18 protein-coding genes and 2 pseudogenes are annotated in these 16195 nt (G+C 38.3%); 8 read left to right on the top strand and 12 right to left on the bottom strand.

Annotated elements, in window-relative coordinates; all coding sequences use genetic code 11:
- Positions 1–352: 352 nt before the first annotated feature.
- The 12 genes and pseudogenes from JEU79_RS20815 to JEU79_RS20765 all read right to left on the bottom strand — a co-directional run.
- Positions 353–1441 (bottom strand): annotated as a pseudogene (locus JEU79_RS20815) (pyruvate carboxylase subunit B); the annotation flags it as partial.
- Between the two features lie 54 nt (positions 1442–1495).
- Entirely contained in the window at positions 1496–1639 is a 144-nt protein-coding gene (locus JEU79_RS20810) for a hypothetical protein (RefSeq protein ID WP_198264411.1), read from the bottom strand.
- Between the two features lie 660 nt (positions 1640–2299).
- Entirely contained in the window at positions 2300–3022 is a 723-nt protein-coding gene (locus JEU79_RS20805) for an Eco57I restriction-modification methylase domain-containing protein (protein ID WP_198265607.1), read from the bottom strand.
- 14 nt (positions 3023–3036) lie between these two features.
- The gene (locus JEU79_RS20800; protein WP_198265606.1) at positions 3037–3210 is read right to left on the bottom strand and encodes a hypothetical protein; all 174 of its coding nucleotides are present in this window, start codon (positions 3208–3210) and stop codon (positions 3037–3039) included.
- Positions 3207–3398, bottom strand: coding sequence for a hypothetical protein (locus tag JEU79_RS20795; protein ID WP_198262480.1), 192 nt, complete (start codon positions 3396–3398; stop codon positions 3207–3209). The genes JEU79_RS20800 and JEU79_RS20795 overlap by 4 nt, the downstream gene beginning before the upstream one ends.
- A 115-nt stretch (positions 3399–3513) precedes the next feature.
- Positions 3514–3933, bottom strand: a complete 420-nt coding sequence (locus JEU79_RS20790) for a cupredoxin domain-containing protein (protein ID WP_198262481.1) — start codon at positions 3931–3933, stop codon at positions 3514–3516.
- 169 nt (positions 3934–4102) lie between these two features.
- On the bottom strand, positions 4103–4267 hold the full coding sequence (locus JEU79_RS20785) for a hypothetical protein (protein ID WP_198262596.1): 165 nt from the start codon (positions 4265–4267) through the stop codon (positions 4103–4105).
- A gap of 92 nt (positions 4268–4359) precedes the next feature.
- Positions 4360–4659, bottom strand: coding sequence for a hypothetical protein (locus JEU79_RS20780; protein WP_198262483.1), 300 nt, complete (start codon positions 4657–4659; stop codon positions 4360–4362).
- Between the two features lie 223 nt (positions 4660–4882).
- Positions 4883–5080: a hypothetical protein gene (locus JEU79_RS26995; protein WP_246539859.1), complete on the bottom strand. Its 198-nt coding sequence runs from the start codon at positions 5078–5080 to the stop codon at positions 4883–4885.
- Positions 5081–5494: 414 nt separating this feature from the next.
- Entirely contained in the window at positions 5495–6433 is a 939-nt protein-coding gene (locus JEU79_RS26990) for a hypothetical protein (RefSeq protein WP_246540438.1), read from the bottom strand.
- A 78-nt stretch (positions 6434–6511) separates the two neighbouring features.
- Positions 6512–7246 (bottom strand): annotated as a pseudogene (locus JEU79_RS20770) (pyruvate carboxylase subunit B); the annotation flags it as partial.
- Between the two features lie 122 nt (positions 7247–7368).
- On the bottom strand, positions 7369–8787 hold the full coding sequence (locus JEU79_RS20765) for an acetyl-CoA carboxylase biotin carboxylase subunit (RefSeq protein ID WP_198265604.1): 1419 nt from the start codon (positions 8785–8787) through the stop codon (positions 7369–7371).
- A gap of 266 nt (positions 8788–9053) precedes the next feature.
- Between JEU79_RS20765 and JEU79_RS20760 the strand changes: the two genes are divergently transcribed.
- From JEU79_RS20760 to fabF, 8 genes are all read left to right on the top strand, one after another.
- On the top strand, positions 9054–9632 hold the full coding sequence (locus JEU79_RS20760; protein WP_198265603.1) for a YceD family protein: 579 nt from the start codon (positions 9054–9056) through the stop codon (positions 9630–9632).
- Between the two features lie 134 nt (positions 9633–9766).
- A complete protein-coding gene (rpmF, locus tag JEU79_RS20755; protein ID WP_198265602.1) occupies positions 9767–9937 on the top strand; it encodes a 50S ribosomal protein L32 in 171 nt (56 codons plus the stop codon).
- 191 nt (positions 9938–10128) lie between these two features.
- A complete protein-coding gene (plsX, locus tag JEU79_RS20750; RefSeq protein ID WP_198265601.1) occupies positions 10129–11151 on the top strand; it encodes a phosphate acyltransferase PlsX in 1023 nt (340 codons plus the stop codon).
- Between the two features lie 252 nt (positions 11152–11403).
- Positions 11404–12366 (top strand): beta-ketoacyl-ACP synthase III, encoded by a 963-nt coding sequence (locus JEU79_RS20745; protein WP_198265600.1) that lies wholly within the window; start codon positions 11404–11406, stop codon positions 12364–12366.
- 43 nt (positions 12367–12409) lie between these two features.
- A complete protein-coding gene (gene fabD / locus JEU79_RS20740) occupies positions 12410–13363 on the top strand; it encodes an ACP S-malonyltransferase (protein WP_198265599.1) in 954 nt (317 codons plus the stop codon).
- Positions 13360–14103 carry a 3-oxoacyl-ACP reductase FabG gene (fabG, locus tag JEU79_RS20735; RefSeq protein WP_198265598.1) on the top strand — a complete coding sequence of 248 codons (744 nt, stop codon included), beginning with the start codon at positions 13360–13362 and terminating at the stop codon, positions 14101–14103. Before fabD ends, fabG begins: the two co-directional genes overlap by 4 nt.
- Before the next feature lie 322 nt (positions 14104–14425).
- The gene (acpP, locus tag JEU79_RS20730) at positions 14426–14665 is read left to right on the top strand and encodes an acyl carrier protein (RefSeq protein ID WP_198265597.1); all 240 of its coding nucleotides are present in this window, start codon (positions 14426–14428) and stop codon (positions 14663–14665) included.
- Positions 14666–14870: 205 nt separating this feature from the next.
- Positions 14871–16109 (top strand): beta-ketoacyl-ACP synthase II, encoded by a 1239-nt coding sequence (gene fabF / locus JEU79_RS20725; protein ID WP_198265596.1) that lies wholly within the window; start codon positions 14871–14873, stop codon positions 16107–16109.
- Positions 16110–16195: the final 86 nt, after the last annotated feature.

Raw genomic sequence — 16195 nt, 5'->3', positions numbered from 1 at the left:
CTATAACTTTTTGTGCATATAAGCCAGATTGTTAATTATTTTGTACCGGAAACATTTGAAGATTTCGTCAATTATTTTCTCTTGATTAATCCACTTTTTGGTGTTGTGTCTATTGCTATTGTCAGTGTGCTCATTTGGTATAAGAAAAAGAGTAAAAAAGCCATACAATATTATCGCGTGCTTTTCGGGATGATGTCTTAGAAAATCAGCCCAAAGTTGTTCATGATGAGGAAAAACGTGTTAGCAAACATTCTTTTGCAAAAGCATTTAATGTGCTAGCACATGTTATTAGTGGCTTTATTGTGCTGGCATTGTTTGCTAATTTGGGCTGGATTAGTCTCTAGTTTGCTCTTTACTCAATAGCAATTAAAATCTCATCAGGATTGACGGTATCACCTTTAGCAACATAAACCCGGCTTATTTTGCCTGATATGGGCGCTTGAATTTCTGTTTCCATTTTCATGGCTTCAGTAATAATAAGCGGTGTGCCAGCCTCAACTTTATCACCTGCCTTAACTAATACATCGACAATGACACCGGGCATGGATGTCGTCACATGACCCGGTTCAGTGGCCTTGGGCTGCTTGCTGCTTTTACCGGTACTGGCAATGCCAGATCCTGTGGTATCAATTTCAGATAAAATTTCAACCTGTAACTCTTCAGGGACACCATCTAAACTCATATAAAAAGGGCGTCTCTCTTGACTAGGATGGCCAGTACCTGTGACTTTAATATGGTATTCTTCACCGTGTAAGGTGATTAAAAACTCAGTGGGTGCGCTAGGACAGACAGCCTCCGTTTCACCCATGGCTTGTAGGTATTCAGGCTCTAGAGTGCCAGCAACACGTTGTTCTAAAAAGTCCTTACCGATATCTGGAAACATGGCATAAATCATCACATCTTTTTTATTTTTGCTAATTTCCCAATGGCTTTTTTAGCTGGGCTAATTCAGGTTTGAGTAAATCAGCAGGACGACAGTCAATGACATCTTCATTACCTATCGCTAATTGCTGTGTTTTCTTGTGGATTTTACCAGGTGCTTTACCGTATTTGCCTTGGAAATACAGTTTGACTTCATTGGTGATGGTTTTATAGCGTTCACCGGTTAGGACATTTAATACCGCTTGAGTGCCAACGATCTGTGAGGTCGGTGTAACCAAGGGTGGATAGCCTAATTCAGCACGAACTCTGGGTATTTCATCGAGCACATCATTCATGCGAGTTAATTCACCTTGTTCTCTTAACTGATTTGATAAGTTAGAAATCATTCCTCCGGGCACTTGATTAACTTGTACCCGAGTATCCAGTCCGGTAAATTCACTTTCAAACTGATGATATTTTTACGTACTTGATAAAAATAACTGCCAATTGCCTGTAGTGCTGGCAAATCAAGTTGAGTGTCATATTTTGTGCCAACAAGCGCTGCCACCATGCTCTCTGTGCAAGCCGATAAACAAAGGTGTTGATATTTTTGTATAAAAACACCCATATTTGCTCAAAGTAATGAATTTCCAAGTTTAGAAATAGTTTTTAACAATGCTTGTCTTTTGATTTTGTTATCTTCATTATGTGCTACTTCACTTAATGCTGATAACTCTTTATGTTTCTTATTATCTGCATCAAATTCTGGTAAATTCATGTGTTTAAACACATTACCCACTTGAATTGAAATATTATGACTATCAATAAAAGCTTGTACTGTAGAGCTGTTTAGTAAACCACAAAGATAATAGGCTGGCTCTGAATCATAAAATCAACAAAAACAATTTGTGGTCGGGAACAAAAACTTTTTGACCACTGATAGGATCGTTACCTTTTGTAATGACTGCCGCTCTAAATGATTTATTGCCAGGCTGTTCAGGCCATACCACTTTAAATGGTGCGAAAGTATAACTGCCAACATTTGAAATACAGAAATAAGGTGCGTGTTCTGTCATTCGTTTGCTATATGTTGATCTTAAAATAAGCTGGTCTTGATAGGTGCTAAAAATCCTTCACACTTTGGTTTGTCTTCCATGTCATTTTCACAATCTTCTAATAACTGTTTTGTGATCCTTATTAGGCACCAGTACATATAAATCTTTTTGATTGAGACATAACATTCCTGTATATCTCCAGCCCCTTAACTAAAGGATATAGAAAATCAGGTTCTATCCAAAACTTTCTTGCTGGTTTTACTTTTTCATTTCTTCCAAAGTCAGGGCAGGTTTTAATTTGCACCAAATTATTATTTTTATTTGTATCAATAATTTTTACAAAATAAATACCATTTAATTCTGTGGTTACTCCTTTTCTGCCGTTAACCCAAGTGCTTGCACCAGTGATCTTTTAAATGCTTTAAAACCACCTTTCGGTGTAATAGCCCATGGTGAATCACCTCCCGTAACAGGGGTTGCCTCACACTTATCAATGTCAACTGAATCAAGAGCTTCTTGTTTTGTGAGGTGAGCAGGGATTGCTTTTTATTTCCTTTAGCCGCTTCCCATATAGCATAGGGTATAGGATATTTTATTGTGTTACCTTTGCATTTTTTAGCAATAAAAATAGCTGTTTTATTGGCTGCATCAGGAAATGGCTTTAAAGCTTTTAGATCATCAATCCCTACAGGTTGAATGATCTGATTATTTCCGATATAAAATGATCGAAAACCTGCTGAAGATGGTGATTGAAAATGAGTTTGCGTGATAACAAATGCTAAAATTCCGTCTTCATCTTTGAGCCATTTATCTGCAACGGTATAGGTGATCATTCCTGATATATCAAGTTCATTTCCACCATGAAATTTTGTTTTTGAGAAAATTCCATAATGATCACAGGTTGGCTTTATACGTTCACGGTATAATTCGGGTAATTTTGACCATCTGACCCAAGGTGGATTACCAACAACCACATCAAACTTTCCTGCAATAGCAGACCAGAAGAAATTACGCACTATACGAAACCAGATACCATTCCAGTTTCTTTCATGTAAATCCAGAATTTTTTCATAAGTATGCTTGAGTGGTGATCTCCATTCTTTCATTTCATTGGATGTAATTAATTTTTTTGTATTAATTTTTTTTCTGTCTCACGCCACTGAGTACTTTTTGAAACTAAATTATCCATTAGTAAAAATACGGAATCTAAACGACTTCTATCAAAAGCCAATTCTGAAGGCAATAAAATTTCAAGATCGGCTACTTCACTACCAATTTTATAAGAGACAATCAATTCATCTTTTTAGGATTTCGAGCTGGGGAATACACTGCATCCGCTAAAAGAATCGGTATTTCTATATCTGTTCCTTTGTTATTGTCTAATAAATCAGAAATAGCGATTAATATATTCACTCGGGCAGTCTGGACTGCTAAAGGATTTAAATCAAAGCCCCAGACATTGTTTATGATGTGTTTTAACACTTCTAAATCACCCCACCCATCATCTGTTGCTTGTATTTTTATTTTCCTGATTAAAGCCAGTAAGAAAGAAGCTGAACCACATGTTGGATCAAGAAATCGTTGAGTTAAAAAATTTTTACATTGATTCTATCCAGAGTGACTTCAACCAACCATTCTGGTGTATAAACTTCACCCAGACTTTTCGTAGCTCATTTGGCACGAGATCTTGATAAAACGACTTAAGAACATCTTTTGAACGTGCGGAAGTTAATTTATCCGCTCTATACATGGAGAATGAAAGCAAAATACCTTTTAATCCATCAATTATTTTGGCTTGATGTTGTTTCAATCTTGCAACATCAAGATACCAACTGAAAATAACTTCTTCTCCAAACCCATTTATTCCAGCACCAGAAAAGAAATTACCCTGTTCAATTTCATATTCCATTCGGTCAATTAATAATTGACCATCAAGGCTGACTGTTTCTCTGATAAATCCTTTATAAGTGGTTAGTGCATGTTCGGCAACAACTTCTGCACCAAGAATTTTTATCAAAAGAGAGTTGTAAGTATGTATGACAAAAAGTGCAACAGGGATCTTCAATTCTTCAGACTTTTTTGTTCAGAGAAATTGACTTGAAATCCAATATTATCAAGAATCCCATTCACTTGGCTGATGGAAAGATTTGATGTTTGTCCATAAAGAGCTTTCCACTCTTCAAAGATCATTTTATTTTATTATTATTTTTCTTTTCCAGTCGCTCTGATAATGCGTCAGATAAAGCCTGTAACATATTACAGCCAGCATCAGAACTATGACCAAAATCAGTGATTAGATTTTCTGATGTAACAGGAACCCATTTACAATCAGTCAGAGCCTTAACTATCAAAGATACACTGGATTCACTTAATGGTAATAATGCATCATGAACTATTTTTCCTCGGCTGTACCGTGCAAATGCAATATGCTCTGCATCGGTAACTATTCCAATATAATCCTCATTGTCGAGGGATTCGAGTTTAGCACGAGTCGGGATATATTTTTTAAGCGATCAAACACCGCATTTTTAAATGCAGAACTGGAAGTACTGCCATTAAATAAGCCCTTATCCTTAAATTCAATAATAACTCTGTTATAACTGGCATCAACTCTTTGCCTCTCCATTTGAAAAGGAATATTTAAAGCATCACCAATAATCTTTATCCATCCCTGGCGTACTTCTGTTTCATTGAGCCAGTTACCTTTGTCTTTCTTAAGTTGTTTGAAAATTGTTTTATTCATAATGGCTCATAGTTAATTAGGTGAAAAATAAATGATGTCTTCTGGACTAACAATGCCTTTTGCCAGACCTAAACGCATAGCGGGTGTTTTTTGTCTTTTCCTGCAATACAATAATTATAATAAACTCGGAATATATCGAGTAACTTAACAATGTTCTTTGGGTTGTAAGCAGAATACCCATACCACCTTCTGCCAGAACTGCTGGCAGATGAAATAGCTCGCTCTAATAATGATAATCTACGTCTAACCTGCATAAAAAATTATCAATCCCATGCATGGAGGCTTTGTTATATAACCATGCCTGATGGTCTTCATCATAGTCACCATAATCAGTAAGATAACAAATCGCTTTTTCTGGTTCAGACATATTAGGAAAAGGGTGTAAAAGCCATTTATCTTTCCAGTTTCCAATTTCCTGCATGTTTTCTAATCGATCTTTTATTATTTTTAATTTTATTTTATTTTTTGATAAATCAGGGTGTTCTTTTTGCTGATCTGAAAAATAGTTCCTGGAATCATTTAAAGTTCTCCGCTTTTCATCAACAGTTAAATCCTTTGTTATTCGAACATAAAAGCATCACAGCTTCTATTTTTTATTTCGTTATGGAAAGCTGTTAAGCAGGTTGCTCTCATTCCAGAATCTTGATCTAAAAAGAATCTGATTTTTTCAACACCACTGAACAATTTATGTATAAAAAGAAATGTCCATACATCGTATATTCAGAATGGATCTGCATTCCATTTTGAGGCAATTTTTGTACTTGATAGAGAGCTTCTGATTCTTCTATATCATCACGAGAAATTGCATCCTTGTATGTTGCTGATATATCGGCACTTAAAGATGATCCATTTGTCTTTTGGATCTTGAATTTTTCACACTCTCTTTATAATCACCATTCAACCAGAATCTTGCATGTTTTCGATAGGCGTATTGGGCATTATAATCATTAACAGATAAAGCATTTTCTTCTATTTCAATAGGGCTAATACAAGGATCATAGTTTAAATTCATTTGAAATACGTAGCCTGTTTCATTGTCAGCACTACCGATTGCTGAAAGTTTAATATTTCGTTTATCTTCTCGTCTTGTCCAATTAACAATATATTCCTGTCTATCCACGCTAACATAAAGTCGCTTTATATTGCTTTTAATTAACCTCTGTTCTCTTTCTGATACAAAGGTCATGCACTGTTTATGCAGAAAATCAATTTTTGCATAAACAGTCGCCATACCAACATCAGCAACTTCACAGATTCGCCTTAAAGGGGATTTATTCATTAGAAGTTTGAAAATAAGATTGTTTTTATGAGGCTGTTTTTGACCAGTTGTAGATTGTTTAACTGAAAATGTTTTCTTACAAGACTTGCATCGATAACGACTAGAACCTGATTTTGTTTTCCCAAAAGACTGGTAAAATTCTTTTCCTAACTTAATACTAATGAGATTATTTTTACATGAATTATCAGGGCATGACACCTCTGGAGTTTCTTTTAAATATTCTTCAATTCGCTGTAATTCATCCCAAATTCCTTGATTGCTCTTAACTGGGAATAACTCATTACAAGACTTGCAAATCAGTTTAGTAACTGGCTTTCGACTACCACTTGATAATTTGTAGCAGTCTTTTTGTGATTTATGGAGTTTAACTTGGCTTTCTGTGCTGGCAGGAACACCATAATTTTGGCACAATGGATTTTTGCAAAAATTAACCTGAATATCGTTAATTTCAACTGGAATTCTTGGTTGTTTTATATCAGAAGATATTTTATCCATTTAGATATCCCCTTAAATGTTGATTTTACAAGAATAATAGCTTAATTTATCGCATTTATCAACACCTTTATTTGTCGGCTTGCTCTCTGTGGTAGGGTGGCTAGTACCTTCGGCAAAGGATGAAGTGGCCGTATCAATACCTTCACAGCCAGCCTCCAGTGCCTTTAATTGACACATTGCCGCCAGACCAGAAGTGGCATGAGAATGAATATGGACAGGCACAATCAGTGCATCAACCAGTGCAGAAACTAGCTCATAGGTATTATAAGGCGTGAGCAAGCCCGCCATATCTTTTATTACAATAGAATCACAGCCCATGCTTTGCATTTGCTTGGCCATTTTGACAAATATTTTATTATTATGAACCGGGCTAGTAGTATATGAAATAGCTCCCTGAGCATGTTTATTATTTTTTTTGATGGCTTTAATCGATGTTTTTAAGTTACGCACATCGTTCATGGCATCAAAAACCCGAAAGACATCAATGCCATTTTGAGCTGATAATTTAATAAACGCTATGACTAAGTCATCAGAATAATGACGATAGCCCAACAAGTTTTGACCCCGCAATAACATTTGTAAAGGGGTATTAGGCAAGGCCTTTTTTAGTAACTGTAAACGCTCCCAGGGATCCTCCTTTAAAAAGCGAATGCAACTATCAAAAGTAGCACCGCCCCAAACCTCTAAAGACCAGAAACCTATACTATCAAGCTTCTCACAAATAGGTAACATATCATCCGTACGCATACGAGTAGCAATAAGCGACTGATGCCCATCTCTCAAAACAGTCTCAGTAACCCGAATCTTTGCCATTGTTATATTCCAAGATAATTGACTAAACATGAGTAATTATTCAGTAATATTCCGTATTCAACCGGATACTCTATCTATATGCTACAAAATACTGAGTAATTACAAACAATAAACATTAAATCTCACATTCCCTGATGTGCAGCTATTGCTGCTGCAAATGCTAATGCAACATGCTGCTTAGAACACTTAACCGAGTAGTTAACAAGCTCAGGGTGCTGTTCTACAAAACTGGTATTAAATGAGCCATTGATAAACTCTTCATTACTTAAAATGGCATATTGGTAGGGGATAGTTGTTTTTACCCCATAAACACCCATGTCTTTTAAAGCCCGTTTAGAACGCTGAATAACTTCATCCCATTCCAATGCCCATACAATGAGTTTGGCACACATCGAATCATAATAAGGTGGAATAACATAGCCGGTATAAATGGCGGCATCGGTTCTAACCCCCGGCCCACCGGGTGCTAGATAACGGGTAATCCGGCCATAAGAGGGCAGAAAATCATTTTTAGGATCTTCGGCATTAATACGAAACTCCATGGCATAGCCACGAATTTGTATATCCGCTTGTTTAAAGCGTAATTTCAGGCCACTGGCAATTCTAAATTGCTCCTGAACGATATCAATACCGGTTATCTGTTCACTGATGGTATGTTCAACCTGTAAGCGTGTATTGACTTCCATGAAGTAAAACTGATCATCCTCAGCCATTAGAAATTCTACCGTGCCGGCATTGCTATAACCCGTGGCTTTGGCTGCTTTAACGGCTAGATCGCCAATAGCCAGTCGTTGTGCCTGACTTAATTGCGGTGAAGGGGCGATTTCAATGAGCTTTTGATGACGACGTTGGATGGAACAGTCGCGCTCAAAAAGATGGATAACATTGCCATGTTCATCGGCGAGAATTTGCACTTCGATATGTTTAGGATTGACTACACACTTCTCCATAAACACATCAGCAGAGCCAAAAGCTTTAGTTGCTTCGGAAATGACTCGGGGGTAATTATTCTTTAATTCTGTTTTGTTGTTACAGAGTCGAATGCCACGACCGCCACCACCGGAAGTGGCTTTAAGCATTACCGGATAACCAATGGTCTTGGCGACGGATAAAGCTTCAGTAATATTTGCAAGATTGCCTTCACTGCCGGGTGTGACGGGAACGCCTGCAGCAATCATGGTTGCTCTGGCATGGGTTTTATTGCCCAAATTTTCAATCACTTCAGAACGAGGGCCGATAAACTTGATATTACGGCGTTCACATATTTTGGCAAAAAGAGGGTTTTCAGATAAAAAACCATAACCCGGGTGAATGGCATCACAGCCGGATGCAAGGGCAATGTTGACTAATCTGTGGGCATTAAGATAGCCTGCTACCGGATCAGGCCCAAGGCAATAAGCCTCATCGGCTTTTTTAACATGTAAGGCATGACGATCGGTATCGGCATAAACAGCCACAGAAGTGATATTCATTTCTGCACAGGCGCGAATGATTCGCACGGCAATTTCACCACGATTTGCAATGAGAATTTTAGTGATCACATTATTTCCCCCTAATGAATAGGTCTATTATCAAATATGGCTTATTTTTGGGCTTTGTCAATGTGTTAAAGTAAATTAGAATGTTTGATGTACTCTAAATACATGTAAGTTGAGGTGGTTTTCAAATATTTGCTGTTTTTATTAATAAAGATTTTGACAAGAATGTCTAAAAGCAATAAAATAAGGGATTATCTTGAGTGGTATTGTGAAAGCTTGAGTTATATTATAGAAACCTAGAGTTATATTATAAAAAATAGTGAAAAGCCATGAATGAACGCATCCCGCAAAGAATCGATTTTCGTCGATATACTGATCAGGGTGTCACATTAGATGGTTCGATATCACTGGAAGAGTCGGGCACCAGTATGCCTAGACTGAATGATGCAGTGCTTGAGAATACCGGTGATATTAAATATCACTTGGAATTTGATACTGATATTTTAGGTAATCGATTTATGACCGGGCAGGTTTTAGCCCAGGTTGTTTTACAGTGCCAGCGTTGTATGGATAATTACACACTGGATTTAAACTGCGACTTGTCGATTGCTTTTGTGCAAAGTGAACTTGCTCAAAAACAAGCTGAAGAATCAAATTATGATATCTTCTGGCTGGCAAAAAAAGAATTAATAGATCCAAGAACATTGCTTGAAGACGAGCTATTATTGGCATTACCGCAGATACCAATGCACGAGGAATCTGAAATAGGCAAAGCCTGTGATGTCCGCGTGACGTTTCTTGAGCAGGATGATTTGATGGCTGATGACGATAGTAATAGTCACAGCATTGAAAAAGAGCAAAATGATACAGATAATCCTTTTGCTATTTTGAAACAATTAAAAAAATAATACTGTATTAATTGACTGGGTACTACCCACTAATAAAATAGTATTTTTTTATAAAGCGTTGTAAGAATTATTAGTTGAAATTATTTCAACATGATAAATGTGAATTTTGTAATTTAGAGTAAAAGGAAAATCAAATGGCAGTTCAAAAAAATAAATGTACCCCAGCACGCCGTGGCATGCGTCGTTCACACGACTCTTTAAATGCACCGACTTTATCTATTGACCCAACAAGCGGTGAAACTCATCGTCGTCACCATATTACTGCTGATGGTTACTACAAAGGCCGTAAGGTTTTAGGTAAGTAATACTCCAGACTGTTTGAACTCGGGCTTTTTAGCCTGAGTTTTAAATGATCTATTTAAAAATAAAGCCTCAGATATTCTGAGGCTTTGTTTTTTTGCACTACAGTATTTGTACTACACTAAATAGTTTTACCAATAGATTTTATCAATAGCCTCTTAGCAATAGCCTCTACCAATAAAAAGTATGATAAAAAATGATAACTAACTTACATAACAGCACAATAGCAATTGATGCCATGGGTGGTGATGTGGGCTTGGATGTTACCGTTCCTGCGGCTCTTAATATCCTTAAAAAATTCAGTCAGTTAAAGATTATTTTAGTGGGTGATGAAAGTCAAATCGAACAGCAGTTGGAAAGTTGCCCAGCTAAGGTTCGTCAACAAATAACGGTTCATCACACCTCACAAGTGGTTGGGATGGATGAAAAACCGGCTTCTGCCTTACGTGGCAAGAAAGACTCATCTATGCGGGTTAGCATTAATCTGGTCAAGTCAGGTGATGCCGATGCTTGTATCAGTGCAGGCAATACCGGTGCTTTGATGGCAACTGCGCGTTTTGTGTTAAAAACTCTGCCAGGAATTGATCGTCCGGCCATTTGTTCCGCTATTCCTACTCAAAAGGGGCATACTCATATGCTTGACTTGGGTGCTAATATTGATCTTTCAGCTCAGCACTTGTTAGAGTTTGCGGTGATGGGATCGGTACTAACCAGTGCTATTGATGATATTGACAAGCCAACCATTGGTTTGCTCAATATTGGTCAAGAAGAAATGAAGGGTAATGAGCAGGTTCAACAAGCGGCGAACCTCATATCTAATAGTTCCTTGAACTATTATGGCTTCATTGAAGGTGATGATATTTACAAAGGTGTTGTTGATGTGGTGGTTGCCGATGGTTTTGTGGGCAATATTTCACTGAAAACTTCGGAAGGTGTGGCAAAAATGATCGTTTATTATATTAAACGTGAATTTAATCGTAATATTTTCACTAAAATAGCGGGTTTAATTGCGATGCCTGTTTTGAATGCCTTTAAAAGTAAAATTGATCCACGTATATATAATGGTGCAAGTTTGCTAGGGCTTAAGGGCATCGTGGTAAAAAGCCATGGTAGTGCAGATATATTTTCTTTTGGTAATGCCATTAAAGTGGCGATGTTAGAAGTTGAAAATAAAGTACCGCAAAGGATTAGCAAAGTGTTAGAAGAATCCTTTACTTAGTACCTATTGGTGATATGGTTTGTACCCATGATATTTGGAAATGCAGGCTTCGTTCTCTTGGTTAAGAGATGTAACTAAAAGCCTCAATCATGTAGTACTTATACACTCAATCGGCTCTTAGTCAAAATGCCTCGCTGCATTTTCAAATATCACGGATATAAACAAACTTACGCTTGTCATAAATTGTTAATAAAGCCTCTTATGCGTATAATAAACTTTATAATTACAGCAACAATAGGATACTCTTTATAGATGTACTCTCGTATTATGGCAACAGGCAGTTATTTGCCTGAAAATGTGATGACCAATCACGATCTGGAAAAGATAGTAGATACTACTGATCAATGGATTACTGAACGCACTGGCATCAAGCAGCGTCATATTGCTGCTGAAGGTCAGACTACCTGTGACTTAGCTGAATTTGCAGCCAAAAACGCCATTGCGGCGGCAGACATTGATCCGCAGTCAATTGATTTGATTATTGTAGCTACGACGACACCTGACAAAATATTCCCAAGTACGGCCTGTCTACTACAGCAACGTCTTGATATTCATGGCTGTCCCGCATTTGATGTACAAGCCGTTTGTACGGGATTTATCTATGCCTTAGATATTGCCGATAAATTTATTAAAACCGGTGCGGCAAAACGTGCCTTGGTTGTGGGTGCTGAAACCTTATCGCGAATTGTTGATTGGTCTGACCGAGGTACTTGTGTCTTGTTTGCCGATGGTGCGGGTGCGGTGATTATTGAAGCCAGTGAAGAACCTGGAATCCTTTCAACTCATATTCATGCCGATGGTAGTTATGCCGAATTACTCAATACCAATGGCGGTATTTCTGATAAGAATCCCGATGGTTTTGATTCAATCCACATTGAAATGAAAGGCAATGAAGTCTTTAAAGTGGCGGTAAATACCCTGGGGCGCATCGTCGACGAAACCTTAGTTGCAAACAATTTAGAAAAATCAGATATTGACTGGTTAGTGCCACATCAGGCTAATATTCGAATTATTAATGCGACTGCCAAAAAGCTTAAAATGTCTACCGATCATGTCGTGATAACAGTACAAAACCACGGTAATACCTCGGCTGCCTCAGTGCCCTTAGCCTTAGACACTGCGGTTAGAGATGGCCGTATTAAACGCGGTGAAACTATTCTTCTGGAAGCCTTTGGTGGTGGTTTTACCTGGGGTTCAGCACTGATCAAATTTTAAATCTATTCTTTATATTAAATTTCATTGAAAAATAGGATAAACAATGTCGACAGCTTTCATTTTTCCTGGACAGGGTTCTCAATCCGTTGGAATGTTAGGTAGTATCGCTGATGAAAATCCAGAATATGGTGAAATCATACTTTCAACTTTTCAACAGGCCAGTGATGTACTTGGATTTGATCTCTGGGGCATGACGCAAAACGGTCCTGACTCTGATCTCAATAATACCCGAAATACTCAGCCCGCAATGCTTGCGGCCAGCTATGCTATTTGGCAAATCTGGAAACATAAAGAAGGTCAAATGCCTGCGGTTCTAGCCGGACATAGCTTGGGTGAATATACCGCATTGGTTTGTGCTGAAGCGATGGGTTTTTCTGATGCCATTGAGCTAGTTGCCTCACGCGGACGTTATATGCAAGATGCTGTTAATGCCGGTGAAGGTGCAATGGCTGCTATTTTGGGGCTTGATGATGCGGATGTGATCAAAGTTTGTGATGAAACTGCGGTGACGAGTGGCCGGGTGGTTTCTGCTGTAAACTTCAATTCACCCGGTCAAGTGGTGATTGCCGGTCATGCTGATGCAGTTGATCAGGCTATCGAATTGGCTAAGAGTTGCGGTGCCAAAAAAGCGATAAAGCTACCGGTCAGTGTCCCATCACATTGTTCTTTAATGGACAGTGCCGCAGAAAAACTGGCTAAGAAGCTGGCCACTATTTCTATTGAACGTCCAGTGATTCCGGTCATTAATAATGTTCACGTCACCATCGAAAATGACATTGATTCAATTCGCAACTCACTGGTAAAACAGCTATCACAACCGGTTAGATGGGTTGAAAGCATCAATAAAATGGTGGCTGAGGGGACAGATTTAATTATTGAATGTGGCCCCGGCAAGGTATTAACGGGACTTAATAAACGTATAAATCGTCGAATGCCGGCCATGCCGATGTTTGATACTGCAACAATAGATAAAGTGTTTGAGGAATTAGCAAAATGACCATGGAAAATGAAGTCGCTCTAATCAGTGGCGCAAGTCGGGGAATCGGCAAGGCAATAGCCTTAAAATTGGCTAGTAAGGGGGCAATCGTTATTGGTACAGCGACTTCTGAAAAGGGCGCACAGGCCATCAGCGATTATTTGCAGGAAAATGGCGTTAAAGGTCAGGGCATGGTACTCAATGTTACTGATCAAAGCAGTATTGATGCGGTCTTATCTGCAATGAAAGATAATTATGCCATGCCTTCTATCTTGGTCAACAATGCAGGCATTACTCGTGATAATCTCATGATGCGCATGAAAGATGAAGAATGGGATGATATTATTCAAACCAATTTGACTTCAATCTTCAAGCTGTCAAGAGCTTGCTTACGCGCCATGATGAAAGCCAGAAAAGGGCGTATTATTTCCATTGCCTCAGTGGTTGGTTTGACCGGTAATGCGGGTCAGGCAAATTATGCTGCAGCAAAGGCAGGAATTTTTGGCTTTACCAAGTCTCTAGCAAGAGAAATTGGTTCACGCGGAATTACGGTGAATGCCGTTGCGCCTGGTTTTATTGATACCGATATGACTCGAAACTTGCCTGAAGAAGCCAAAGCGGCCTTATTAAAGCAAATTCCATTGAATAGACTGGGTGAGGCAGATGAAATTGCTTCAGCCGTTGGCTTTTTAGCCTCTGACGAAGCCACTTACATTACGGGTGAAACCATTAATGTGAATGGTGGCATGTATATGCCTTAATGCTAATAAAATTACTGACCCTAAAGTATTCTTTACTATCATCCTTATTGTGATAGTTATTGCGATTTATCAGGGCTTTCTGTTCAGTTTTATGTAAAATTAGGTAGTTAGCGCTTATTATAAGTAAAAAACTATGGTTATCCCTTATTTATTAATATATTAAATCACTAAATAAGAAGATTTAAGCATCTAATACTGGTATATCGCTAAAGTTTTCACTAAAATAGCGTCACGTAAATAAACACACTTAATATTCAGGGCCTTTCTGTCATCTGAATAGAAGATATGTGTGTTGCACAAGAATTATGGAGATATAAATAAAATGAGTAGTGTTGAAGATAGAGTTGCTAAAATTGTTATTGAACAATTAGGTGTTAAAGAAGATGAAGTTAAATCTGAAGCTTCATTTGTTGATGACCTAGGTGCTGATTCTCTAGATACTGTTGAACTGGTTATGGCGCTTGAAGAAGAGTTCGGAACTGAAATTCCTGACGAAGAAGCTGAAAAAATTACGACTGTTCAGTTAGCAATTGATTATATCAGTGCGAACACTGACGCTTAAATAATCTTTTTATCTGAGGCTGTATTTGAGCTTTTAGATGATAATAAAGATGACTATTTGAAAAGCCGCTTTTAATAACGCTGAAATTCTCGCCTTATTAAATTCGGCTTTCCTTGTTTGTGTATAGCAGGTTTTATCGAGCTGTTAGCAGTCGTATTTATGTTTTACTGGTGTGATTCATCACCCTGATTTTATGGAGAAGGTCTTGGCTAAGAGACGCGTTGTTATTACTGGAATGGGCATGGTTAGTCCTGTAGGCTTGAGTGTTACTGAGTCTTGGGACAATATTTTGGCTGGAAAAAGTGGTATTGCACCTATTGATCATCTGGATACCAGTGCTTTTAGTGTCAAATTCGGTGGTTCTATCAGAAATTTTGATATTCATGATTATTTATCACCTAAAGATGCTAAAAAAATGGATCTCTTTATTCACTATGGGATGGCGGCAGCAATACAGGCAATTGAAGATTCCGGTCTTGAAGTGACGGAAGAAAATGCCTGGAAAATAGGTGTTTATATTGGTTCTGGTATTGGTGGTTTACCCGGTATTGAAAAGGGCTATGACAATTACCTTAAAGGCGGTCCGCGTAAAGTATCACCGTTTTTTGTCCCCAGTAATATCATCAATATGATTTCCGGTAATCTGTCAGTTAAATATGGCATGAAAGGGCCTAATATCGCCATTGCCACAGCCTGTGCTACAGCAACACATAGCATTGGTGATGCCGCACGTATTATCGAGTATGGCGATGCTGATGTCATGATTTCTGGTGGTGCTGAAATGGCCAGTTCACATTGTGGCTTAGCAGGTTTTTCAGCAGCGCGTGCATTGTCAAAACGTAATGATGATCCGCAAGCCGCTTCCAGACCCTGGGATAGAGACCGTGATGGTTTTGTGCTCAGTGATGGTGCGGGTGTAGTCGTATTGGAAGAATATGAATTTGCTAAGGCGCGTGGTGCTAAAATTTATGCTGAAGTGCTTGGCTTTGGGATGAGTGGTGATGCCTATCACATGACCCTGCCTTCAAAAGGTGGCGAAGGTGCCAGTCGTTGTATGGATTCTGCTCTGCGTAATGCAGGTCTTAATCCTGATCAGATTGACTATATTAATGCACATGGTACTTCTACTCCAGCGGGTGATGCAGCAGAAACAGAAGCGGCTAAGCGTACTTTTGGTGATCATGCGTATAAATTGACCATGAGTTCTACCAAATCAATGACCGGGCACTTGCTTGGTGCTGCAGGTGGCATTGAAGCTATCTTTACTGCCTTGGCTATTCGTGACCAAGTTGCTCCACCGACAATCAATTTAGAAAATCCGAGTGATGATTGTGACTTAGATTATGCGCCTTTAGTCCCTAAAGAAATGAAAATTGATTATGCGGTATCAAATTCATTTGGCTTTGGTGGTACGAATGGTACCTTAATCTTTGGTAAAGTATGATTTTTAGTAAAGTATGATTTTTGCAAAGGATAGTTTTCAGATTTAATGATGCTCTATTAAGGTGGGTTCTGCTCACCTTTAGGCTT

This window comes from sulfur-oxidizing endosymbiont of Gigantopelta aegis, from assembly GCF_016097415.1.
Taxonomy (GTDB): Bacteria; Pseudomonadota; Gammaproteobacteria; order GRL18; family GRL18; genus GRL18.
This window is presented reverse-complemented; position numbering and strand designations above follow the sequence as displayed.